A 24,900-nucleotide genomic window follows, 5' to 3' on the forward strand; every position below is an offset into this window, starting at 1 on the left:
GTTTAGTTTCTAAACAGTTAAACAAATAAACACATAAGGAGTTCATCATATGCATAAAATTATCGCGATTACGGGGGCATCCTCAGGTATCGGGCTTGCAACTGCCTTGAAGTTTGCCGAGCTTGGCTGGATCGTCTATGCAGGTACGCGCAATGTCGCTCGCGATCAAGAGCAGTATGCGAACGTCGCAAATCTTCATTTTATGGAAATGGAAGTAACGGAAGCCGCTTCTATGGAAAAAGCCTTTGGCGAGATTGAAAGCAAGCACGGTCATCTCGATGTGTTGCTTTGTAATGCAGGCTTCGGATTCCTCCGAGCGCTGGGTCAAGCTAGCTTCGAAGAGATTCAAGCCGTATTCGATACGAATGTTTACGGGGTCATGCATACGATTCGGGCTGGCCTTCCCTTGCTTCGCAAATCGGATTCCGCTCATCTTATCGCAACAACGAGTGTTGGCGGCTTGGTCGGTCAACCTTTCAATGAAATCTACTGCGCAGCCAAATTCGCTGTAGAGGGATTGCTTGAGAGCTTGGCTACTTACTATAAGCCTGCTTTTGGTATCGATGTCACACTGCTGGAGCCTGGCGCGATTGCGACGAATTTCAACGCTACGGTACTGGGGCACGTGCAGAAAACCGGCGGCATCTTGGAAGATGACTACAAACCAATCATAACCGAGTACTTGGACGCGTTCTCCAAACGCAATTCGGTGCCACAAACCTCAGAGTCTGTTGCAGACGTTGTCGTTAAACTCGTAACAGAGATGGATCCTAAACCGCTTCGTCTTCGTACTTCTGAACAAGCAGAGGCTTTCGTCCAGTACAAAGTGAGTCAAGATCCAACAGGTCTTGCTGGGATGTTGAATACGCGTAAGCTGCATTTAAATAGATAAGAAACAAACATTTGTGGGTTTCAAATGGGTTCATATCATAGGCATCAGTTCTAATACACACCACCACAGCGGCTTGGTCCCTGGGGTGGTGTTTTCGTGTAAACACATAATTTCCCACAATCTTACGATAGGATGTCCATAATCTTTCGGTACAGTAAGGGTGTAAGGGAAATCAATCATCCCTGCATGCTACATAAATCGAGAGGAGTTTTCACACTATGAAAACAACATGGAAAAAACGCGCCGTTCAAACGAGCCTGCTAGCTATTATGACAACCATCGCCTTCGGTGCAGTAAGTGCATCTGCGGCAGATACAACAAGTGAGACACAACCCACTTCCAAAACCGTACAAATGGTAAAGGCTGTTGGAGCAGTGCCAGCCCTTCACTTCCGCTCTTCGAGTGTAGGCTTGCTTAACCAACCTGCTCATGAGCGCAACTATTTGAAAATGCTTGCGACTACGTACGCACCGGATACTCTAGCTGATTGGAAGAAAGCACTCGATGATCGGAAGCAAGCAGAAGCGGATCTGCCACAACCTACTTTCATTGAGACAATAACCATTTCAAGTAAAGGCCTAACGAAGTCCGATGGAACAGCTCCAGAGCAGATCACCCGTCTTCTTCCAGTTGAGGATGGAGTTACGAGTGATATAATGATACCAAAGCCTGTAGAGTCTGAAAGCATGATAGCAAAGCCTGTAGAGTCTGAAAGCATGATACTTCAACAAAAACTAACAAAAGCGGTAGAAGCGGAAGATGCAGAAGCGATCCGTGCGATCTTGCCAGATTTATTGAAGGATTTTGTAAAGGGAACAGAAGACGTGCGTGAAATGTCTAAAAAAATCAAAGAGCAGCAAGCAAAGGAAGCTGAGAAAAAATAAACGGTAAGTAAGGTGGATTCGATCGCATATCCTGCGATTCGGTTCCACTTTTCCTCATGTTATAGAAGGCAAGGAAGGCGTGATACACGATGTATAGCATCTTTTTAGTAGAAGACGAAGAACATTTACGAGGCGTATTAGCAGCATATTTGGAGAAAGAGGGGTGGCAGGTGCGTTCGTTCCCCGATGGAACTTCAGCCAGAGATGTGATCTCGGAGCGGCCGGACTTGTGGGTCCTCGATATCATGCTGCCAGGGATCGATGGCTTCCAACTCATCCGAGAGATTAAAGCCGATCAACCCTCACAGCCAGTGATCTTCATCTCGGCCCGCGATGCCGATATCGATCGCATTATTGGTCTTGAGCTTGGGAGCGACGACTATTTGGCCAAGCCGTTTCTGCCACGTGAGCTAGTCATTCGCTGTCGCAAGCTGCTAGAGCGCGTATATGCGCGGCAAGTGAACAGCGTGCTGACAGCCTCCATGGAGCGCCGCGCACAGCTTACTACGCTGGCTTCCTACACGATTGACGAGCTCGCTCGCACCTTAAGCAATAGTGAAGGCACCACGCTCGATTTGACATCGAAGGAATACGAGTTGCTGCTCTACTTCGTGCAGCATCAGGGACACGTACTTGAACGCGAGCAGGTGCTGCGCGCGGTTTGGGGCATTGACTACTTCGGCACCGATCGTGTCGTTGATGATTTAGTACGCAGATTGCGCCGCAAGCTGCCAGACATGCGTTTAGAAACCGTATACGGATACGGGTATAGGATGGCTAAAGCATGAGTATTCGACTAGGCCAGTGGCCGCTCGCCCTGAAATTATGGGGGGCCTTCGCCGCATTAACCCTACTCATTTTCACACTGCTCGCGGTGTTATTGCCTTGGACGCTGAAAGGATTTTTCACCGAGCAGCTTTACAATATTTTGATGGATACCCAAAGTGGTCTACAAGTAGAAGCCATACAGCCTGCGACTCCCACTTTTGCTATACCACTATCTGTGCAGCCTTTAGACATGACGACGACTATTAAAGCTGCGCAATCCCATGGCAGTAGTGTCCTCGTTGTTCCTAACGGTGATGGCAGTAGTATCGTACAACTAGGAACTGAATCGGTTGTTTCTGTTCCCACTTTGACCAAAACCTCATCGCTTTCTGCTCAGATGACGGCTCCTCTTGAAAGCACACTGACCGGCCCTTCAATTCGGCATTTTACGATTAGTGGTACACAAGCAGCGGAGGCCGTAGCAGCTACAGCTGCTACTACGAAAACACTCCATTCCGCCGAGCCGTTCATCGCAGCCATGGAGAAAGATGCGCTATCCCAAATGCAGCCCGTCGCCAAGTATACACGCAGTATCGATAATAACAGTATCTTTTATGTCATCCGCAAAGAGTTCGTCCAAGGAGCACCCAACTTTATCGTCTCCTATGCTTGGGGCAACTACCGCAACGATCTTATCATGTCGATGTTCGGCAGACTCATGCTGCTGATGGTTGGCCTCATTGTCGTCAGCTGGATGCCATGTTTATTGCTTGCGCGCTATTTCACGCGTCCACTCGTTCAGATGGAACAGCATGTGGGACGTATGGCTGAACGCGATTGGCATGAGCCCATCGACACGGGCCGCCGCAAAGATGAGATAGGCCGCCTGGGCAAAGCCATTGAAGGGATGCGGCAGCGGCTTGTGAAACAAGATCGTGCGCAGCAATTCTTCCTGCAGCATACGTCGCACGAACTAAAAACACCGGTCATGGTGATACGCAGTTATGCGCAATCCATTCAAGACGGTGTTTTTCCAAAGGGCACGCTAAGTGCCAGTTTAGGTGTCATTATGCAAGAAGGCGAACGCCTAGAGAAGCGCATCCGCGATCTGTTATTACTAAACAAATTGAATTATTTTACGGCCAAAGAGAAGCCTTTCCATACTTTTGACATCAAAGCGGTCATCGAAGATGTTGTTGAACGGCTCCGCTATAAGCGTCCTGAGATTACCTGGGAGCTGAGCTTAGCTCCTCATACGCTCCTTGGAGATCAGGAACAGTGGAAGATCGCTTTGGAAAACATGCTCGATAATCAGCTTCGTTATGCCGAGACTTGTATTCGGATTCGGATGAGTGCTGCTCCTCATTTTGAAATTCAGATGAGTAACGACGGTCCGCTGCTCGATGAGACAATCGCGGATAATCTCTTTGAGCCTTTCCGCACCGGTGGCAAAGGACAGTTCGGACTTGGCTTAGCCATCGTGAAACAAATTATGGATCATCATGCAATGAACGTTGGGGCCAAGAATGAAAGCGATGGCGTCACGTTTACCATTTTACCTGCTGACGATACGGTTCGAGGCTCCGAGACATAGCACGAAATAGCAGAAATAAATAGCTGCATAAAGAATCGTCGTCGTGATAACCGGGATTAGGATTTCTCCGCTAATCAGCTGGATCGTCGTCAGCGCTTTGAGAACCATGATGCTGTGCAGGACGCCTAGTATGAGCGGCAGCATGAACACGAACAGGGTCTGTTTGGCAATCGTCGTCCTAATTTCTTTGCGGCTTACACCGATTTTGCGCAGCATCGCATAGCGCTCTTTATCTTCGTTGGCGTCCGTTAGCTGTTTGAAATAAATCATACATCCGGTCGCGGCTAGGAAGACAAGTCCTAGGAAGCCCAGCGTGAATATGTCCATGCCAGCGGACTCTAAGTTTTGGCGATATTGATAATAGAAAGAGGACAGCCCGTTCTGATCTGTTTTCAGCTTCATCATGGAGTTAGAGGTCAACTTCGTTGAGCCTTGATTCTTGACGACATACCCTTTGTACGTCACTTCTTCTGATCCTGGAAGCAGCTTGGCATACAGGGTGTCACTCACGATGAAGACGAGATCCGGGAAACTCCAAGGAAGCACTCTGCCTACGATACGCTGTTTCACCGTCAAGGTCTGACTCCCTGTCTGAGAGTTAAACGAAATCGTATTCCCAACCACCTCGTTATCGGTAAAAGTGGCATATCTCGGCTGAATGATGGCGACATCGTTGTCTTGCAGTTCAATCGATCCTTGTCGATTCAACACATCGGAAGTCTTATTGTACATCGAAGCCGAAAGGAGCTTAATCGGAACGGCTTTCGCATCATAACTCGATGGATGATAGTAGAAATTCGTCACGTCCGCTGTAACTCGGATAATCGGAACATCCAGCTTAGCTTCGATTGGATGTTCTTTATCCTGCTCCAACATAGCACTAACTTGCCCATCGAAGCTTGCTCCTTGTGAAATGTGCATATAGCTGAAAGGAGCTTCCTCTTCTGCATCCTTGGTGATCGTAAAATAGGCGCTTGAGCCTACCGTAACGGCACAAAGCGTTAAGGCACTGAGCAGGGCAATCATCGTGAACATCCGCGTATTCCCACGAATGCGGTAAATCAATTGCGCTGTGGAGATCATGTTCATACCTTTGTAGTAGCGAGACTTTGTCTTTTGGGCGATTTTCAAGATATAAATGAGCGCATACCGGAATAGCAGATACGTACCGCCGATCAAAGTGCCGAAGATAATAAGAAAGTTCCGTCCCATTTGGGCAGAAGTCGTCATAGGCTGGAACACGGTCCAATATCCAATAATTAATAACGCAACAGCCAAAACCGCTGAGAAAGCCGAAGGCTTCGGAACCTGTTCCCCTTCTTGCTCTGCCTTGAACAATTCCACGAGCTGAAAACGATAGATCAAACGATAGCTATGGATCGATGTGATCACGATAATGACAGCGAATACGATCAACGTGTTCACAATCGCCTCAGAGGAAATACTGAAACTGACTTCAACCGCTGAATCCAGCAATTTGAGGAACATCATCGCAAACAGCTTGGATAGTAAAGTCCCCAGCACAATCCCCACCGCAACGGCTCCAATGCCCATCATCATATTTTCATAAAATAACATGGTGCCAATCTTACGCTTCCTCACGCCGAGCAAGGCGTACAAGCCTACTTCTTTCTTTCGTTTTTTGGTGAAAAACGAGTTCGAATACCAGATAAACACCGCGACGAACAAGATGAGCACAATCGAAGCTTGTGTGAAAACAGACTTCATGCCCTCCCATTTCTGCATATTCGCCGCGATCTCCTCACTGTAACGTAAAGATACGAACGTATAGTAAATCACGACACTGAAAATCATCGAGATGAAATAGATCAAATAGTTTTTCAGATTACCGATGACATTTCTTCTAGCCAGACTAAATAAGGTCACTTGCCCCACCCCCTAGCACCGAGAGCACATCCATGACTTTGTTGAAAAACTCCTTGCGCGAAGACGTCCCCTTATTTAACTCCGTAAATAATTGACCATCTTTAATAAAGACAACGCGTGTACAATAACTAGCTGCAAATGCATCATGTGTTACGATGAGAATAGTCGATTTATCCTGCACGTTCAAGCTCTGCAAGCTTTCCAGAAGCTCTGTCGCAGACTTGGAATCCAAAGCTCCTGTCGGCTCATCTGCCAGTACGAGACTGGGGTTCGACACGATGGCGCGGCATGCGGCTGTTCGCTGCTTTTGCCCACCAGAAATTTGGTACGGGTACTTATCTAGCAAAGGATCGATGCCGAACTTCTTGCTGATTACCTCTACGCGGCGCTCCAATTCAGCCACCTTCATTCTTGCTAGGGCAAGCGGGAGAATGATGTTCTCTTTCACAGTCAACGTATCGAGCAAGTTGTAGTCTTGAAAAATAAAGCCCAGCTTGTCACGGCGAAAGTTCGCTAGCTCTGCCTCCTTCATCTTCATGAGACTAATCCCGTCGACAACGATTTCCCCCGAGGTTGGCTGGTCGATGGTGGCTAACAGGTTCAACAGCGTCGTTTTGCCTGATCCAGACGGTCCCATAATACCTACAAACTCACCTTGGGTAATGGTTAAATCGATATCTTTCAGCGCCGTAAATACATTGCCTTTGGTGCCGTATACTTTCTTCAACTGCTTAGCTTCAACGATCGTTTTCATATCGGTTATTCCTCCAATAACATGGTTTGCTTCCTGATACCTCTATCCTACTATCTCCGGGACCATGCAACCATCGAAGTAACTTACAACTCCTCCGCGTTACCTTACAATTTTGTCATGATTATGCTGCTAATGCTGGTGAAGTGGTATAATCGGCTCATCCGTCCCTTAAGGAGGCATCGATTGTCTGTGAAAATTATGATCGTGGAAGATGATAAAACAATACGGGATACGGTGGCTGAAGCGCTGGGCCGCTGGGGGTTTGAAACGATTATTATCGAGCAATTCGACGCCGTACTCACCGTTTATGTGAACGAAAATCCCCATCTCGTGCTGATGGATATTAATTTACCAGCGTTCGACGGATTCTATTGGTGCCGCCAAATCAGAGAAGTTTCGAATGTTCCGATTCTCTTCCTCTCATCTCGCAATACACCCATGGATATGGTCATGTCGATGAATATGGGTGGCGATGATTTTATTCAGAAACCTTTCTATACGGATGTCCTCGTTGCAAAAATTAATGCCCTGCTGCGCAGAACCTATTCCTATATGGAAACATCGGCTAATGTAATGGCCCATAATGGGGTTGTCCTGAATTTGAAGGATGGTGATATTGCTTGTGGGGATCAGAAAACAGAGCTTACCCGGAATGAATTCAAAATTCTCACTATCCTCATGCAACATCAAGGCGCTATTGTCAGCAGAGAGCAGATGATGCGCGGACTTTGGGAGGATGAAAGCTTCGTAGACGACAATACATTAACCGTTAATATTACCCGCCTGCGCAAAAAGCTTGCAGAACTTGGACGCGATGATTTCATCACAACCAAGAAAGGGCAAGGGTACATGATCCCATGAGCTTTTTCTCTTATTTGAAGGATAAACGATATTTCTTAGGGATGTACGCAGTAACGATGCTATTCATTTCAATGATTATGCTTGTCAGTGTAAAAGGGCAGGCCGCCCTCAATAATATCGCCTACACGAATGCAGGCTGTTTTCTATTCGCAGCCCTATATATAACCTTTGGCTACTTCTATCGGAAGTCCTTCTTCAAGGAACTAAATGAGTTTCTTGGCAAAAACCAACATCAAGATTGGGCCATAGCGGCGATGCCAGACCCTCAAACCAACGGGCAAGAGCTCTATCTACAGCTGTTAACTCAGTTGTCGAAAGATCAAGCGAATGAAACGAATCTCCTACAGTCAGAGATCCGTGGTCACCAGGAATTCATCCTCTCTTGGATTCATGAAGTGAAGCTGCCCATCGCAGCCAGTCGTCTCATCATGGAGAACCGTGCCGGCAAAACCGCGGAATACCTCGTAGACAAGCTCGAAGATGAGATGAGCAAAATCGATAGTTATGTCGAGCAAGCGCTCTACTACTCGCGTATCGACTCCTTTTCCAGAGATTATTTCATCTCGGAGTTGTCGCTGACCACCCTTGTGAAGGATAGTGTCAAGAAGGTAGCCAAACTGTTTATCGCCAAACGGATACGTCCCGACATGGAGTCGCTGACCCACAACGTGAACAGTGACAGCAAGTGGCTGGGCTACATCGTGAACCAGATCGTGGCGAATGCCTTGACCTACACCGACAATGGCGGCAGCATCACCTTCCGTTCTGAGGAAACAGGCTCCGAGAAGCGGTTAATTATTACAGATACAGGGATAGGGATTGATCCCGCTGATCTAGGTCGCGTGTTCGATAAAGGCTTCACAGGGAAAAACGGCCGAACACACAGCCGCTCCACTGGGATGGGACTCTACTTAGCCAAGCAAATGGCGCTGAAACTGGGTCATGATCTGTCAATTACCGGAGCGGTTGGCGAGGGGACTACGGTCACCATTCATTTCATGAAGATGCAGCATTACAATGATTTGCGTTGATGTTTATAAAAGGAGAAAGGCGAAAAGCCTCCGAACCTGAGTGTCAGGTTGGAGGCTTATTGTCATTGGACCTGGTATTGGCCACTGGATAAGGGAACGTCAGTGCGCTAATGGGTCCATAACGGGGTGCTTATCGTGTGAAGGGGAACGTCAGTGCACTATTTTACCTTTATTACCTATATTTCCTTCCAAAATAGCAGAATAGCGCACCCTCGTTCCCCTTCGAAGCCAAACAGATCAAAAATCATGAAAATAGCGTACCCTCGTTCCCTCTCCGGTTAGTTAACCCCATTAATGACCTACTAGAAGGAATAGGGTCGGGGAGGGTGACCCTCCTTCGCCCAAATCACATTTCTGTGGTATCTACAACAGACGGACTGTGTTACATAGAACGTGAAGCCTCTACCTGAGCTGCTGGTTGCTCGTGCTTTTTCAACAAAGACAAGAAAATAACCACGATCGCTACGGCACCCATGATGCCTAACGTCCACATCGGACTGCTCAAATTCAAGTTCTGACGGAAGTAGAACAAATCACGAAGTCCTTCGGCAGAGAAACGAAGCGGCAGCCAAGCGTACAGCCAGTCATGGCTGAATGATGGCAATAGTTCGGCTGGCAGAGAAAGCACCGGTGCGCCGAAGAAGAACACCAGCACGAATAGCGGCACTCCTTTTAAACCAAGCCAGCTCACGACGGCCGTTTGCAACAGGAAGAAGGCGAATCCGACCAAAGTAAGGAATAAGCCGATCTCCCAATAACTTGGGATGGATAACCCTAACCATTGGCCGGCTACCAATAGAATACTGACGGCAGATACCGCGGTAATGACGACACCACTGAGCAATTGAGAAACTTGGATGCCGAAGCGATGCGAGCGTGAGCCCGTTTGTGTTGCTTTACCAGCAGCCATGAAAAGCAATAAAGTCGTCACCATGGCTCCAAACCATGCAAGTTGGGTCAATACAACAGGTGCGTTACCATTGGCACTGTTCGCGCCAACCGCATTGATGTTCTTGCTCGTGACAACAATCGGCGATGCGAATGCTTTAGTTTGGTCCACGGTAAGGGTGCCGCCTTTTTGACTAACTTGCGCTAGCAGCTGCTCTCTAACCTGACCATTAACGCCATTAAGGATCTGAGTCAGAACACCGTTCGCCATCGTAGCCGCGGTATTATTCATCCCTTGATTCACGTATACCGTTACGGATGAAGCCTGTGGCTGAGGGGACAATAAGCTTGCTAGCTTATGGCTGAAGTCTGCTGGAATGACAATCGCAGCGTAGGCTTGCTCTCTGTCCATCGCATCGATGGCTTCTTGTTCACTGGCCATAGTCGTCCATTTGAGTGGAGAGACCGTATCTGCTTGCGCTGGAGCAGCGGTTATTTTCTCCTGAATGAGCTTGCCAAAATTCATTTCCTGGCCTGTTGGAAGCTTCTCACCCGTATCCATCTGAACTAGCAGCACGGGCAGATTCTTAGGCGTTGGATTCACCGTCGAACCTAGCTGCGCAATACCCAATAAAAGAATGACGAGGAAAACGGCAATAATAGCGATATACGGATGTTTCTGTTTAAAAAAATGATTCATTGTAAAGCCTCCTTTAATATATTCATTCAACGTTGTGTGAACGAAATTGCTAAAAAAGAAATCACTTTCTCCAAAGTGACACGGTGAAAGCGACCATTCTTTCTAAATAACTATCAACATCCGTCTCCAACATATTCACCGCTGTGAATTGTCCGAGAACGGCCATCATACCGACGGAAATAACTTGTTTGGCCGCTAAGCCAAAGTCCATCTCTCGGATTTCACCAGCCTCAGCTCTTCTCGCCAAAGCTTCCTTTAACGCTTGATGCCGTTGTAAAATCAACTGGGTCATGAAATTCTTATCCTCAGATAAAATATTATCCGAATCTCGCAGCATAATTTTCATAAAATCCGGGTCCCCAACAAGTGTGCCCACCAGTCTTGAGATAAACAGATATAACGCTTCTTCCAACGGCTGGCCTGGATGGATCCCTTTAATTAACTGATCCATCAGCTCCATGCGATCACGCTGAGCTTCATGGAAAATAGTCTCCAATATTTCTTGCTTGCCGCCTGGAAAATAGTGATACAACAAGCCATCTGTGATCCCGATATGCTTATTCATTGCGCGAATCGATGTCCCGTGATAGCCATGCTCGGCAAACAACTGCTTAGCACCAAGCAAGATTTGCTCTCTACGTTCAGCAGCCTGAAGATCGCGACTTGTTTTCGGCACTCTTTTCATAGTTATAATCTCACTCTCATCATTTCATTCAACGATCGTGTAATGAATTATAGACCACTTTTTTTGTAAAAGCAAGAGGTTGATGGCAGCTTCATCATCATCAAAAAAACGACAAGAAAACACCTCATAAACGAGCATAACTATCGTTCGAAATCTAGCTAACAATGATCCCGACTTCCAATGCTTTCTGGACTGCCTCTTCCTTGTTGCGTACTCCTAGCTTAATATAGGCCGAGGAGGCGTAGTTTCTGACCGTGCCGACCGATAAATACACCTTGGACGCTATCGTCTTGTACCCGAGCCCTTTGGCAACAAGCTGCAATATTTCTATTTCCCTGTAAGTCAGGTCATAGTCGTTATTGGCTTTCAGTTGCGTTGATTCGACGCTCTTATCGAGTTTCTCGAATATTTTATGGGACATTCCCTTATCGATTAATGTGCCTCCTCTGTGAATAAGCCGAATCGTATCTGCCAGCTCTAACGGTTCGGTTGATTTCAGCAGGAAGCCGTCCGCACCGCTGCGCAGTAAGTCCAATGCTTGCTCCGCATCCTGGAAAGTCGTGAAAATCAATACGCGGATCTGCGGCCATTGCTGCTTGATCATTTTGGTTGCCTCGGCTCCGTTCATGCGTGGCATATCCAAATCCATCAGCACTACGTGAGGCTGGAGGCGTCCGCACAGGTCGAGAGCCTGTTCGCCATCCTCTGCCGATCCGACTAATTTCAAGTCCTGGTACTTGTCGAGCAGCACCCGGAGACTTTCCCGAATAAAAGGTTGGTCGTCGACGATCAACAGCTGAATAAGGTCGTCCTCTATTTCCGCTTGTCGCGGCAACGAACAGGTAACAAGCATCCCGTCCCCTGGCTTCGTATAAACGGACACTTGACCTTGCAAATTCATGGCCCGCTCCCTCATCGCGTTCATGCCGAAGCCCTCCCGCCATTCTTCCATCCCTCTTCCGTTGTCATGCACCTCCAGCCTCGTATCTTGCTGCCCGAATTGCAAAGAAACGGTAATTTCCGTTGCCTGACCGTGACGAACCGCATTCGTAAGAGATTCTTGCAGGCAGCGCATGAACGCCATTTTCGCTTGTCGGGACATTTGGTACTCGTCTCCAAACACACGAAAGCTTACGTTGATCCGGGCATGCTCCTGAAATTCATCTCCAAGCTTTTGCAGAGACTGGACCAAGGAAAGAGACTGCTGTGGAGAATCCATTTGATGCAAGTAGCCCCTCACCTCCTCTATACTTTTACGGCCCAACTCAAGCAAGGAATCCAGCCTCTGTATACCCGCTTCAGTAGCAAGCTCGGAGCGCAACGCTTCCATTCCCATGATGATGGAAGTATAAGCATGACCGACAGTATCGTGAAGCTCTCTCGACAGCCTGTTTCGTTCTTCTGCCAGCGTAATACGCTCGATGTGGGACATATATTGCTCAAGCACCGCATTTTGCTTGCGGATCGTTTCATTTTGCCGATGATTGACGATCAATAAATGAAACGCGAATCCCATCACATAAGCAAATCCATAGTAGGTTACCATGAACCAATAGCTGTTAACTGGCGAAACGACATAAAAAATTCCGGGTATTACCAAGACTGCTGCCGGAGCCGTCCAATAATAAGACCGATGAGCGCTATTCGCTGCAATCAGAAAGGCTGATGCAAGAAATGAAGGGAAAGCTTCTGGAAACAACGAGGTTAAATGTACACACAACCCGCCAAATAGCAGTATTTCTGTGAATAAATAATATTTGTAGTTCAGCAGTAAGCAAACCCAGGGAATAGAGAAAGCGGCAATCTCCCAAAAAATAACGATCCAAAGAGGCAGCACTAGACCTTCCTGAAATCTAATCGTCGTGAGGACGAGCGAAACGCTAATAATAAGGCGAAGCCCCAGCATAATCCAGTCATACCAAAACCACTGTTTGACCATATCCAACAAATCATTCAACCCCTAAGCAACTTTCTGTTTGTTTCCTATAGTATTATAGACCAAACCTTCGTGTGGTACATAACTGGCTGTTTACGTTACTGCATCTGCACAAAGGCCGGAAACAAAACAGCTATCGGTCTAGCTGCTGAATCATGGTGCGCGTATAACCTCCGATTGTTGTCACCAACCGGTCACTTAACTTGACGCTTATTGCGGCAAGAACCGCTCCCAGACCCATGGTAAAGAGTGATTCCGCAAAAGTATCTACTTGCATGAAAATGACATTCAAATCGATGTATCGATACAAAAGTGGTGCCAATAGGAATGCAAGCGGTCCTAAATAGAGAACGGCTACGCTGATGAGACTGACGAGCCCGATCCCCAACTTCTGCATTAACCAAAAGACGGCGAACCAGTTGCGACGATCCGTAAGTTCTAATTTGGCATGAACCCAGACCGATGCATCCGTTGTTATTTTTTTGTTGTAAGGTTCCGTCGTAATATCTGTATAAATTTTCGTCTGCGTGCGCTCGAATTGGATGAAGGTTGTCGTAGTTCGCAATACGCGTGTAACTAGTGGAATGCCGATTACCGTAAATGAAAGACTTAAACTGAACGTCAGAGCTACCATATAAAAGCAAAAGTAAAACAAGCCTGTAACGAAAGTTAATAATAAAAAATAACCATTTTGGATGAAACCTGATTTCATAAGGTTCATCGCTCCTCTCCGTTTATTCTATCGTTGGCTTCTTCCATCAACCGCACCAGGTGGTGGTTGCCTACTGCTCCATACTAACCGTACAGCTGTCATACCCACCAGTGACAACATGTCATCTTTACTTTGTGACATGTTGGCGCTGACCGGTTCGTTAGCCAGCGCTGCTTGTCACATGAAATAGTGAAGATTTGTAACTAGCTTAAATGATACTGAGTTAGTGACAATTGAACTACTGAAGACGACCCCATATGCTTGTGTGCAGAAAGAGACGTACTTCAAAAAAATCCATGAGGTGAATTCAATGAACAAAAGAAGGAAAATTATTTACGGTGGAGTTTCCGTAATGCTAAGTGCATCGATTCTAACTGCAGGTTGCAGTACGAGACCAACTGATAAGTCGGATCAAATAGGAATAACCCAACCAGTTGAGACAGCTCAAATATCTCAAAATAGTGTTGCGAAATCACTTGAATCGCAGGCGAAGCAACTGAAGTCGTTAGATCCGAAACAACCATTGAATGATTTAAAACCGCTAAAAGACATGATAGGGAATGCAAATTTTGTTGGTTTAGGAGAGGCCACTCACGGAAGCTCGGAGATTTTTATGATGAAGCATCGCCTCGTGAAATATTTGGTCACTGAGCTGGGCTTTACTAATTTTGGTATTGAAGAGGATTGGGGTAACGGTTTAAAGCTAAACGAGTATATCCAAACGGGAAAAGGCGACCCAAGGGAGTTTTTGAAGCTGTTATACCCAACTGATGAGATCGTCGCTATGGTAGAATGGATGCGGGAATACAACTCTGATCCTGTAAATAAAAAGAAAATTCAATTCATCGGACTAGACTTAAAAATGCTGGATCAAAGTGTCTTCGATAAAGTGATCAATTACGTTAAGGAGCATCATCCTGATTTGCTGCCGGAAGTCGAGCAAAGCTACAAAGAGTTGTCATCGGTGGCAGGTAATCTACAGGAATATATGAAGCTGACTACTGAAGTGAAAGAAAAGCATATGACAAATGCGCAAAAAATAGTCAAGCTACTTGAAGACAAAACTAAGTCGATTAGTGAGATTGATTCACACGAGCTAGTTTGGGTGAAAGGGACGACTAAGGTGATAGAGAATTTTACGAAGATGGTGATTCCGGCTGACTATCCGAGCATGGTAAAGCTGCATGATCAGTATCTAGCCGAGCATGCAGTTTGGGCTCAAGAAAAACTTGGCGGCAAAACGATGGTTTGGGGGCACAATATTCACATAGCTAAAGGTGTTATCACTGAGAAGATGTATCCTAAAGTCGCCGGAGAGTTTCTGAAAGAACGTGTTGGCAATCAATATGTAGCAATTGGCTCCACCACCACGGAAGGTAAATTTACAGCATTCAGTGAAGATAAGATTGCAGCAGATACCATTCAGAAGAACGTGAGCAGTTCCAATCATATGTTTGGACAAGTTCATTACGATCAGTTCCTGTTAGATCTTCGAAAATTGAATGGAGATGCGCAGCAATGGGTAAAAGAAAAGCAGCCATTCTTGGATGGCATTGCAGTGATCATTCCTAACGAACCGCAATATTATGATGTTTCCCTTCAAGAGCAATTCGACATTATCTTTCATATTCAAAAAACGAGCCCTTCGCATATCAAGTAATATGAAGTAAAAAAGACGACCCATTAACTTGTTACCATATGGGTATAGTCTCATTTCAAACTCTAATTGCTTAATTTCGAGCGACTTTCTTGTCGCTATTATGTTTTGTAGTGATATTCTTGTCGTAAAAAGAACGACATGAATATCACTACAACCATAAAACCTTGATTATCAGGGTTCTTAGTAGGCATTTTCATCTCGTTAGATTAGTGACTATAATTAATTAATTATTGGTTTTGAAATCATAATGACAAATTACATTTATAACTATTTAGTTAGATAAGACAATTGTTTACATGAAAAAAATAAGAACTCAGCATGAATATGCAAAGGTCAATAATTGACCAAGTTCATTTTACCATCTTCCATTCGGTATACTCTGTTGCAATATTCAAGCATCCGCTCATCATGGGTAACCATGATCGCCGCTTTCTGACGTGACTTAACCTCTTGGGCGATAAGGCTGACCACTTCATGTGCCCGTTTGGTGTCCAAGCTTGCTGTCGGCTCATCGGCCAAAATGACGTTAGGTTTGTTAATTAAAGAGCGAGCGATGGCAGTACGCTGTTTCTCCCCCCCGGAGAGTTCTTCGGGAAAGCTCTTTAGCTTCGCACCGAGCCCCAGTTCTTCAAGTAACTTAATGGCGAATTTTTTATCTTCCGCTGTAACCTTCCCAGACATCTTCTTCACTAAAAGCAATTGATCAAGTACGTTTAAATAGGGAACCAAATTCGATGACTGCATAATAAACCCAATTTCCCTCAACCTAATGTTAGACAATTCTTTATCAGAAAGTTTAGAAATATTATGCCCATTCAAGTTGATTTCTCCTTCGGAAGCTTTGAGTAGTGCTCCCGCAATGGATAAGAATGTACTCTTACCAGACCCCGATGGTCCAACTACAGCCACAAACTCACCCGGCACAACGGAGATAGAGACATGATCGAGTGCAGCAATCCGATTGTTTCCTTCGGAATAATACTTTGTGATATTACTAAGCTGTAATCCTTTATTCATTATTCGACCCTCCCGAGCGCCTTCAGCGGATCTATTTTAATAATTCTGCGAACCGAAACTAATGAACTGAGCAATGCAATAACAAGAAGGATAATCGAATATCCAATAACTAGATTCGTTTCAAGCTTGAATGGCATAGCCTTTGGCATAATGGCAGCTGTCCCGTAAGTGAGCACAATACCGACAATAATACTGGTCAACGACAACACAAATACTTGGGATATGATCGCTTTGCTCAAGAATCCGTTCCTTGCACCGATCGCTTTCATAATGCCGAATTGGTTGGTCTTCTGTATGGTAATCACATAGAAAAATACGCCAAGAACGAATGCGGATATCGCCAAGAGAAAAGCTAGCATCATCAGAATTGAGCCGTTCTCTTCTTTATAACCTGGCATCCCTTGCACAGCTCCCGCACGAGTAACTGTATCCGTATTCGATAGCTTACTATTAATTAAGTTTGGATCAATATTAGTTCCTTGAAGCATAATAGCGTTCACAGGATCCGCAATTCCTTTACTGGAACCGGGTGCTGCGAAGGCAATTTTACGCCATTCAGATATGGGTGTAAACACGGCTGAAACGTGATTGTAGGTTTGATTTTCGACAAATCCGATAATAGTTAACGACTCTGTAGATCCGTCTAATTGAAAAATATCTCCAAGTTTAAACCCCTTATCCTTCATTGTCACATTCGCAACGACATTCTTCGGGTTTTCAGATGATAAAGGTTTCCCCTCGATGATGGTTGGCTCCAAGAAGCTTCCAGGGTTGATACCAATAATGGCGATGTCGACTTTATCTTCATTTTTGTTGCTTTGACCCTTAAGCGCTGTTGCCATCGAGCTCCCCATTGGTGAAGCAGCAGTTACATTTGGTAGTTTCTCTACATCTGCCACCAAATGATCAGACAGTAGTGATTTACTCATTGAAGACTGCGACCCTTGTTGGAAGACGACATAATCGGCCTGCATGTTCTTGAATACTGATGCAGCAAGCGTCGATAATCCATTACCCAAACCAGATAGGATGAACACCAACCAGGCGATCAGCACGAAAATGATCACGATCATTGAAAACCTCATTTTACTATGCATTAACTCTTTCATAGCCAAAAACATTCTATTTCCAACTCCTTACCCCAATTTATTTGACACCTGTGTCATATTCAATGAAACAAGATTTGTGTCATTAGCATTAAATCACGTAACTGACACTTGTGTCATATTTGATGAAACAAGATTTGTGTCATTAACAATTAAATCACATAACTGACACTTGTGTCAAAAATTAATTTAGACTACTTTTACTAACTCCTAGAGCCTCCGATCCATATTTGAAACAAGAGATTGCTCCATTGCTGCGCAGGGAGATTCATCATATTCGGGGTATTAAGCAGGTTAAAAAAAGTACTAATAAGGACAGGGAGTGGGATATCAGTTCTTAGGCTTTTCTCCTTTTGAGCCCGTTCGAATAAGCGTGTTAGTTGAACTTTGAGAATGGAATGCGCTTGCTCAACGAATAAAAGATCATTCAGAGCCTTTTCATGTTCTGTCTTAATTTTATGAGCATCTCCAAGGATTTGATGAAGATTAGATTCTTCTACATAAATGTCAAGCAACTGCTGTAGAGCTGCCAAAGTGTCCGTCTCATCAACTGATGAGGCATTTGTTAATACATTAGAAATCACTCGCTTCATACAAGCTGCGACTATTTCTTCTTTATTGGCGTAGTATTGGTAAATCGTGCTTCTGGCTCCAGGCAAATGCTGTGAGAGAAGTTTGAGATGAAATCCGTCGTAACCATATTCAAGTATTAATCTTTTTGTCATGTCAAGCAACTCTGTTTCAGTAAAGGATTGTTTTCTTCCCAAGCTGATTCGTCTCCTTTCCCGTCATGTAAGAATCATTTTATCAAAAAAATAGTAAAAGTAGCAATGGATTGCTTAGCTTATATTTTCGAAAAAATGTTGATAGACCACCCTAACATTCGAAAGACATGTCTGCCATTACTCTATACATCCAGAAAAAAGAGGACGGCATATGGAAAGACTAAACTGGAACCTTAGTCAAGGACACTTTGAAAAAAGAATGTTAAGCTGCACTTAAGAGATGATTCCTGTATTGAACAGGAGTCATCTTTTTTAATCCCCACTGATATCGTAATGATTATAGTAACGAATGTAGCGGTTAATTTCCCGTTGCACCTCGGCAAAATTTGTACATTGTTGGTTCTTAATATGATCTTTCATATGTCCGAAGAAGGACTCTTGCGGGCGTTGTCCCAGCAGTTACCACGTCGTGACATCGACTGCCCAAGGCCCTAGCTCTTCAATATTTTCTGGTAGGTGGGGCTCGTATAATGGGCCCCTTGATCGGAGTGAATGAAGGCATCTTGATGGAGCTTAAAGCGTCTCTGTCTCATTAATAATTCAATGGTTTCTGGAGCTAGCGGCAGATGGAGAGACTGAGAGAGGTTATGGGCTAGAAGCTCCCCTGTGGAAGCATCCAAAATGGTCGACAAATAAGCCGTTTGCGATTTACCGAACAGAAGATAGGTAATATCGGTGAGCAGCACAAGGCCTGGGATTTCTTTCTTAAAGTCCCTCTGCAACCTATTGGGGAGTGTACGGTGTTCTTGTGTTGCTTTGGCCATGAGTCGATACGGGTTAGGTTTCCGATGAGGACATACGAGGTCAAACTTTTTCATTAGCCTTCGAATACGCTTTAGGTTGTAACAGGTGTCATATTCATTTTCCAACGTCATCTTAATGGATCTGGAGCCCTTTTTGTAACCTCTTCGATCAAATGCTTTCTTGATGAGTGCACCTGCCTGCTCATCCGCTAGTGTACGCTCATGGCGCTTGTCAGCAGAGTTTAGATAGTTGTAATAGCCGGAGCGAGACACGTCAAGCAATTGGCAGAAGTAACGTGTCATTCGTCCCAAGCCTTGCCCAACAGCCTCTTGAATCAGTTTAAAACACTCACTTTGGTTTAGGTTTTCTCCGTTTGCTAACAGCCTCCTTTCGTTCCTGTCTGACTTTTTTACGTATTCTAGCTGAGCCTCCAAGAGCCTAATCTTCGCTTCTTGTCTAACAATAATCTCGTCAGGAGACAAAGCCATTTTTGAAGGGCGAAGTACGGCTTCTTTTCGCGAGTCTGCAAGTCCAATAATTCCGTCTTTTTCGTAGGCTTTCTTCCATCGATCTGCGCACTGTTCAATACGCTTCATTCCAAGGACCTCCACATGAAACCCACGATTCAAAAATCTCTCTTGGTGTCCTCTTTAACAGGTACTGATCAATGAACAAACGTTTGAATTCATCTGAATACGTAATTGATTTTTCACTGACTCGTAAGACATACGGGTTGTTCGTTAATTGCTCCCGTTCGATATTACTAAAATGTTTTTTACTCATAAGCTCGCCCCCACTGTTCACTCTAGTATACAAAAAGGTACCCATGCACTAAACACTTTTTTTAAAAGTGTCCAGTGCATGGGTACCAGTTTACTTCTCTCTGCTTATTTATTTTACCACTCAGCTACTGAGCCGTCTTTATGACGCCATACGGGATTTCTCCACCGATGACCAGTCTCGGACATTTTCCGAACGTATTCTTCATTAATCGTTATGCCAAGACCAGGACCATCAGGAATTGTAACATATCCGCCTTCATAGGAGAATACAGCAGGATCGACGATATAATCAAGCAAATCGTTACCTTTATTATAATGAATGCCAAGACTTTGTTCTTGAATAAAAGCATTGTAGGCTGTGGCATCTAACTGTAGGCATGCTGCTAGTGCAATTGGCCCTAACGGACAATGAGGTGCTAGAGCAACATCATAGGCTTCTGCCATCGAGGCAATTTTTTTACATTCGGTAATCCCTCCCGCATGAGACAGATCCGGTTGTATGATATCAACATAACCATCTTCAAGGAGCTTTTTGAAATCCCACCGAGAGAACATACGCTCGCCTGTAGCTATTGGGATATTAGTATGATGTGCAAGATCTCGTAAAGCTTCATTGTTTTCTGGTAAAACGGGCTCTTCTATAAACATGAGACGGAAAGGTTCTAACTCCTTGGCTAAAACTTTAGCCATTGGCTTGTGTACTCTGCCATGGAAATCTACACCGATCCCCAAATTCGGTCCAACTACGTCTCGGATCGCAGCGACCCGCGCAATGACCTGATCGATTTTCTCATACGAATCAATAAACTGTAGCTCTTCGGTGGCATTCATTTTGATGGCAGTAAATCCGGCTCTTACCTTCTCCATTGCATCTTGAGCTACGTCGCTCGGACGGTCACCCCCGATCCAAGAATACACCTTTATGGAATCCCTACATGCGCCACCTAGCAGCTGATAGATTGGAGCATTGTAGAATTTCCCTTTAATATCCCATAAAGCCTGGTCAATTCCAGCAATTGCGCTCATAAGAATAGGACCCCCCCGGTAAAAACCGGACCTATACATAACTTGCCAATGATCCTCAATACGCATAGGATCCTTACCAATTAAAAAGTCCATAAGTTCAGATACAGCAGCTTGCACAGTATGAGCTTTCCCCTCAACGATCGGTTCTCCCCATCCAACAATGCCTTCATCGGTTTCTATTTTCAAGAACAACCAGCGTGGTGGAACAATAAATGTCTCATAGCTTGTGATTTTCATTAGATTTACCTCTTTTCTTAGCTTCTTGTATTGGAATATTCATCCGATGACTTCGCCTTTCAAATGCCCATTCCCTATAAATTTAGCCCGAAACTTTACTAAAGTTCAAAATACATACTATCTATATTCGAATCATAGTATCTATTTTTCTCTTTGTCAATTCACATATTTTAATTTCTATACGTGTAAGTTACGTGTGTTTACAATATCTTCTGTGTTAGAATAACAGATAATAATTTGGAGGAAGGAGGCTACATCATGAAAAAAACAGTGTTTGAAACCACCATTAACGTATTTAAACAAAAAATTATGGATAAGGAATGGGCCCCGGGAGATCGGCTTCCTACCCTCCAGCAATTGGCCAATCATTTTTCTGTTAGCGTAACGACTGTCAGGGAGGCTCTTCGCACTTTAGAAAGTCAAGGGATGATTAGCATTGAACACGGACGTGGCATGTATGTTAGAAATGACCCGCTTTTACTCGAAGATCCGACGATGAAACTAGAAGAATTAGGTCATATTTCGCTTGTTACTGTGTTGGAAGCGAGATTATTAATAGAACCGGAATTAGCTGCATTATGCGCCCGATATGCCTCACAATCACAAGTAAAAAAGCTTCATGAATTAACCATACAACTAGATCAGGAGATGAAAGAGGGTGGATCTTACCTAGAGACAGACTTGGCATTTCACCAAGTGATTGTGGAAGGCGCGAAAAACCCTGTTCTTGGAAGAATGATGGAGGCCATTATGCCCCTTCTTAAAGACGGCAGGAAACAAACCAACACGATGCCCCACATGAGAACGAAAGCTTCGCACTATCATGCGTTAATTGCCATAGCTATTGAAGAGCGGCAATGTGAGAGGGCAAGAACCCTGATGCATGCCCATATTACCGACATGCTGGAGGCTTTGAGAAAATGATCGGTCGGAACCGTTTCTACGAGTTAACTGGATTTTCTACATCTATTTCCGGCTAAAACTAGCCTTTGGAGAGTTTAACTGGATTTCCTACATCTAATTTTGCTCGAAATGTCCCGTTTGACTAAATTGAGCTGAAATAACGGGAGGAATCCTGTTATTTTGCAAAACATCGTATTTTCGCTTGAATTAGCTACAGAAAATCCATTTATTGCGCGCGATGTGGCTTCGCATGACGGTTGTACTTGGTCAGGAGTCAGACACGTTGAAAAAGAGCATACCCCCATTCAATAGGAGGTATGCTCTATGCGATGCAATGATTCTACGCTTTAACCTTCGCTTTAATTTCTTCCAATGGCTTGTGGTTACCGTATTTCGGATACTCGCGCGTAGATGGCGCTGCCCACTGAACCGCATTGGAGATGACGCGGCGGATTTGCTCATTGTAGTACGTACGGTATGTTTCATGACCTGGACGGAAGTAGAAAATCTTCCCGTTCCCACGGTGGAAGGTACAACCGCTGCGGAATACTTCCCCGCCTTCGAACCAGGAAACCATGATAAGCTCATCCGGTTGCGGGATGTCAAAGTGCTCCCCATACATTTCCTCTGCCTCAAGATCAATGTACTCGCCAATGCCTTCCACGATCGGATGACCTGGAGCAACGACCCATAGACGCTCTTTTTCGTCGGCTTCACGCCATTTGAGATCACAGGATGTGCCCATTAGGGTTTTGAACACTTTGGAGAAGTGACCGGAATGCAGGACGATTAGGCCCATACCTGCCCACACACTCTTTTGAACACGAGCTACGATTTCATCTTGTACTTCATCATGTGCTTTATGCCCCCACCAAATGAGGACGTCCGTATTGTTCAAGACTTCTTCCGACAAACCATGCTCAGGATCGTCTAATGTTGCATAGGTGACTTGAACGGAACCCCTTAGACCCTCACCAATTGCCGTGTGAATCCCTTGTGGGTAGGCAGTACGTACGATTTCACTTTCTTTTTCATGACGAAATTCGTTCCAAACGGTTACATTTAATGGTTTACTCATCATTCTATGCCTCCAAGGTAGCGTATTCATTCTTACTTCTGAGTATAGGTTTTCCCAAGTACCTAGGAAAGGCCGAATTGTGCCTATTTCTTATTCAATAGTGTCATCTGCTATCCTGCAATGTTATACTAAATGGGACTAAATCTTATTCGAAATTGTCCAGCTTAGTGAGGTATCCCATGCCTATGAACTCTACTCTTAGTCCTACCAACTTAACTGAAATTAGAAATGAAGAAGTCGTGTACCAGAACCCGCTTCTTTTCTTAAAAATATGGGAAATCAAACATGACTATCCCCAATGCGGCTTACCTGATCCTTGGACATGGCATTGGCACAAGCAGGTCGAGTTTCTGGTGGTTTCCCAGGGTCAACTCGCCATCCAAACCAAGGATGCCTATACGGTGATGGAGGCAGGGGATGTCATTCTGCTTGGTTCCTCACAGCCGCATCGCACACATAAATACTCGGAAGAGCCCTTGCATCAAATTGTATTTCAAATTGATCTGACGCAGCATTTCGATCTGAGCACACTCGCTTATTTGCATTTATTTTCGGAGCTGACGCACTCGCTTGAGCCGTTTAATGAACTTTTCCGTTCAAATACGGGGGTTAGAGCAACCGCTTACCAACTTATCCGGCAAATTTATGAGGAGTCACAAACGCGTACCATCGGCTATGAACTAGCCATCGTTGCTGCCATTAAGCACCTCCTGCTGCTCCTGCTGCGCAACGATAAACGTGATCTTGCTGGGCTGACCGAGGATTCCGGTATCTCACGTTTGCGTCCAGCGCTGGATTATATCGACGAGCATTTGACAGAGCGAATTACGGTCGAAGATGTGTGCCGCATTCTGAATCTGAGTTATCATTACTTTATTAAGTATTTTAAAAAAGTGATGGGACTATCCTTTATTGATTATGTGAATTATAAACGTATCAAAAAAGCCGAGCGCCTCCTGCTCACAGGGGATCTCAGCATTATGGAAATTAGCTATGAAGTCGGCATTCAGAACATGGCTCAGTTCTATAAAATGTTCAAGCGATATAATCAATGCTCGCCTAAGGAATTCAAACAGCGGCTTCGGGATCACACGGATGTTCAGGATGAGCAGCCGGCCGCAGTACAAACAGAATAAAGAGCAGCGGTCCTCAGGGGAGGAATCCCGCTTGGCTGATGAAGACACGCTCCTGCGGAAAATGCCGCAGGAGCTCTTCGTGCACGCGCCGATACGCATCCCGACTGTACCAGTCGGTCAGCCCCAGCGCGTCATAGATAGCACGCACGCCGATGCGCCCCGTGCGCCCTCCCCCACTGCCATCGCCCATGAAATAATCGTCGATGCACACCCGATCCACGATGCCCGAGAGCCGCTCGGCGAAGCCGACCGAGCTGGGCAGCGCTGGCGCTATCGTGGCCTGCACCGGGATCCCGCGCGCGGCAAGCTCGCGGAGTGCCTCTAGCCGCGCCGCGATTGGTGGCGCGGATGGGGTGAACGCGCGGCGGATGTCCTCGCGGTCCGTCTCCACCGTCATGCTGACTCGGACGCGGTCGCCGAGCAGCTCAAGCAGGTCCGCATCCCGCGTCACGAGCGTGCTGCGGGTTTGCACGAACAAGAAGTCCGGCGGATGCTCGGACATCCCCTCGAGGAGCGCGCGGGTGAGCCGCTCCTTGTATTCGATCGGTTGATACGGGTCCGTCGCCGAGGAGAAGAAGATCGTGACGGGCCCTTTGCTTTTGGCCCTCGCCAGCTCCTTGGCGAGGAGCGCGGGCGCGTTCTCCTTTACATCAACCCAGCTGCCCCAAGCTTCGCTGCGGAACAAGGCCACGGGCATTTGTCGCACATAGCAGTACGAGCAAGCAAAGGCACAGCCCGTGTACGGATTTAAGGTATGCGAGTAACCTTCGAGGAAGCCGCTTGCTTTGGTCAGCAGCTGCTTCGATTGCTTGTGCTGCACGTTAACCATATCAC

General features: G+C 45.6%; 21 protein-coding genes and 1 pseudogene. 9 read left to right on the plus strand and 13 right to left on the minus strand.

Annotation, left to right across the window (positions count from 1 at the left end):
• The first annotated feature begins 49 nt into the window (after positions 1-49).
• The 4 genes from HQN88_RS20955 (at position 50) to HQN88_RS20970 (ending at position 4,138) form a co-directional block, all read left to right on the plus strand.
• On the plus strand, positions 50-892 hold the full coding sequence (locus tag HQN88_RS20955; protein WP_173116158.1) for an SDR family oxidoreductase: 843 nt from the start codon (positions 50-52) through the stop codon (positions 890-892).
• A 218-nt stretch (positions 893-1,110) separates the two neighbouring features.
• The gene (locus HQN88_RS20960; RefSeq protein WP_173116160.1) at positions 1,111-1,776 is read left to right on the plus strand and encodes a hypothetical protein; all 666 of its coding nucleotides are present in this window, start codon (positions 1,111-1,113) and stop codon (positions 1,774-1,776) included.
• 89 nt (positions 1,777-1,865) lie between these two features.
• Positions 1,866-2,564 carry a response regulator transcription factor gene (locus HQN88_RS20965; RefSeq protein WP_173116162.1) on the plus strand — a complete coding sequence of 233 codons (699 nt, stop codon included), beginning with the start codon at positions 1,866-1,868 and terminating at the stop codon, positions 2,562-2,564.
• On the plus strand, positions 2,561-4,138 hold the full coding sequence (locus tag HQN88_RS20970) for a sensor histidine kinase (protein WP_173116164.1): 1,578 nt from the start codon (positions 2,561-2,563) through the stop codon (positions 4,136-4,138). The genes HQN88_RS20965 and HQN88_RS20970 overlap by 4 nt, the downstream gene beginning before the upstream one ends.
• Here HQN88_RS20970 and HQN88_RS20975 read toward each other — a convergent pair.
• Positions 4,100-6,025, minus strand: a complete 1,926-nt coding sequence (locus HQN88_RS20975) for an ABC transporter permease (protein WP_173116166.1) — start codon at positions 6,023-6,025, stop codon at positions 4,100-4,102. The two genes, HQN88_RS20970 and HQN88_RS20975, sit on opposite strands and share 39 nt — an antisense overlap.
• Positions 6,012-6,779, minus strand: coding sequence for an ABC transporter ATP-binding protein (locus HQN88_RS20980; protein WP_173116167.1), 768 nt, complete (start codon positions 6,777-6,779; stop codon positions 6,012-6,014). The genes HQN88_RS20975 and HQN88_RS20980 overlap by 14 nt, the downstream gene beginning before the upstream one ends.
• Before the next feature lie 189 nt (positions 6,780-6,968).
• Between HQN88_RS20980 and HQN88_RS20985 the strand changes: the two genes are divergently transcribed.
• Both HQN88_RS20985 and HQN88_RS20990 read left to right on the plus strand, forming a co-directional pair.
• Positions 6,969-7,640: a response regulator transcription factor gene (locus HQN88_RS20985; RefSeq protein ID WP_274318784.1), complete on the plus strand. Its 672-nt coding sequence runs from the start codon at positions 6,969-6,971 to the stop codon at positions 7,638-7,640.
• A complete protein-coding gene (locus tag HQN88_RS20990) occupies positions 7,637-8,671 on the plus strand; it encodes a sensor histidine kinase (RefSeq protein WP_173116171.1) in 1,035 nt (344 codons plus the stop codon). The genes HQN88_RS20985 and HQN88_RS20990 overlap by 4 nt, the downstream gene beginning before the upstream one ends.
• A gap of 382 nt (positions 8,672-9,053) precedes the next feature.
• Here HQN88_RS20990 and HQN88_RS20995 read toward each other — a convergent pair whose 3' ends face one another.
• From HQN88_RS20995 to HQN88_RS21010, 4 genes are all read right to left on the minus strand, one after another.
• On the minus strand, positions 9,054-10,259 hold the full coding sequence (locus HQN88_RS20995; RefSeq protein WP_173116173.1) for a YhgE/Pip domain-containing protein: 1,206 nt from the start codon (positions 10,257-10,259) through the stop codon (positions 9,054-9,056).
• Positions 10,260-10,320: 61 nt separating this feature from the next.
• On the minus strand, positions 10,321-10,944 hold the full coding sequence (locus HQN88_RS21000) for a TetR/AcrR family transcriptional regulator (RefSeq protein ID WP_173116175.1): 624 nt from the start codon (positions 10,942-10,944) through the stop codon (positions 10,321-10,323).
• 154 nt (positions 10,945-11,098) lie between these two features.
• Positions 11,099-12,892 carry a helix-turn-helix transcriptional regulator gene (locus HQN88_RS21005; RefSeq protein WP_173116177.1) on the minus strand — a complete coding sequence of 598 codons (1,794 nt, stop codon included), beginning with the start codon at positions 12,890-12,892 and terminating at the stop codon, positions 11,099-11,101.
• Positions 12,893-13,013: 121 nt separating this feature from the next.
• Complete coding sequence (locus HQN88_RS21010; protein WP_173116179.1) at positions 13,014-13,592, minus strand: sensor domain-containing protein; 579 nt, start codon at positions 13,590-13,592, stop codon at positions 13,014-13,016.
• Between the two features lie 310 nt (positions 13,593-13,902).
• On the opposite strand from HQN88_RS21010, the gene HQN88_RS21015 reads away from it, so the two are divergent.
• Entirely contained in the window at positions 13,903-15,252 is a 1,350-nt protein-coding gene (locus HQN88_RS21015) for an erythromycin esterase family protein (RefSeq protein ID WP_246320370.1), read from the plus strand.
• A gap of 333 nt (positions 15,253-15,585) precedes the next feature.
• Here the strand turns inward: HQN88_RS21015 and HQN88_RS21020 are convergent, their stop codons facing one another.
• The 5 genes and pseudogenes from HQN88_RS21020 to dgoD all read right to left on the minus strand — a co-directional run bounded on the left by HQN88_RS21020 (position 15,586) and on the right by dgoD (position 20,949).
• A complete protein-coding gene (locus HQN88_RS21020; protein ID WP_173116181.1) occupies positions 15,586-16,269 on the minus strand; it encodes an ABC transporter ATP-binding protein in 684 nt (227 codons plus the stop codon).
• Positions 16,269-17,390 carry an ABC transporter permease gene (locus HQN88_RS21025; protein ID WP_173116183.1) on the minus strand — a complete coding sequence of 374 codons (1,122 nt, stop codon included), beginning with the start codon at positions 17,388-17,390 and terminating at the stop codon, positions 16,269-16,271. Before HQN88_RS21025 ends, HQN88_RS21020 begins: the two co-directional genes overlap by 1 nt.
• Positions 17,391-17,578: 188 nt before the next feature.
• Positions 17,579-18,142, minus strand: a complete 564-nt coding sequence (locus tag HQN88_RS21030) for a TetR/AcrR family transcriptional regulator (RefSeq protein ID WP_173116185.1) — start codon at positions 18,140-18,142, stop codon at positions 17,579-17,581.
• Between the two features lie 220 nt (positions 18,143-18,362).
• Positions 18,363-19,687, minus strand: a pseudogene (locus tag HQN88_RS21035) (IS3 family transposase).
• Positions 19,688-19,800: 113 nt separating this feature from the next.
• Positions 19,801-20,949, minus strand: coding sequence for a galactonate dehydratase (gene dgoD, locus HQN88_RS21040; RefSeq protein WP_173116187.1), 1,149 nt, complete (start codon positions 20,947-20,949; stop codon positions 19,801-19,803).
• Positions 20,950-21,207: 258 nt separating this feature from the next.
• Between dgoD and HQN88_RS21045 the strand changes: the two genes are divergently transcribed.
• The gene (locus tag HQN88_RS21045) at positions 21,208-21,873 is read left to right on the plus strand and encodes a FadR/GntR family transcriptional regulator (RefSeq protein ID WP_173116189.1); all 666 of its coding nucleotides are present in this window, start codon (positions 21,208-21,210) and stop codon (positions 21,871-21,873) included.
• 319 nt (positions 21,874-22,192) lie between these two features.
• On the opposite strand, the gene HQN88_RS21050 is transcribed toward HQN88_RS21045, so the two are convergent.
• Positions 22,193-22,930: a ThuA domain-containing protein gene (locus tag HQN88_RS21050; protein ID WP_173116372.1), complete on the minus strand. Its 738-nt coding sequence runs from the start codon at positions 22,928-22,930 to the stop codon at positions 22,193-22,195.
• A 185-nt stretch (positions 22,931-23,115) separates the two neighbouring features.
• On the opposite strand from HQN88_RS21050, the gene HQN88_RS21055 reads away from it, so the two are divergent.
• Positions 23,116-24,066: a helix-turn-helix domain-containing protein gene (locus HQN88_RS21055; protein WP_173116373.1), complete on the plus strand. Its 951-nt coding sequence runs from the start codon at positions 23,116-23,118 to the stop codon at positions 24,064-24,066.
• Between the two features lie 13 nt (positions 24,067-24,079).
• Here HQN88_RS21055 and HQN88_RS21060 read toward each other — a convergent pair whose 3' ends face one another.
• Positions 24,080-24,895, minus strand: coding sequence for an SPL family radical SAM protein (locus HQN88_RS21060; protein WP_173116191.1), 816 nt, complete (start codon positions 24,893-24,895; stop codon positions 24,080-24,082).
• Positions 24,896-24,900: the final 5 nt, after the last annotated feature.

The sequence above is a fragment of the Paenibacillus qinlingensis genome (assembly GCF_013204845.1).
Lineage (GTDB): Bacteria > Bacillota > Bacilli > Paenibacillales > NBRC-103111 > Paenibacillus_E > Paenibacillus_E qinlingensis.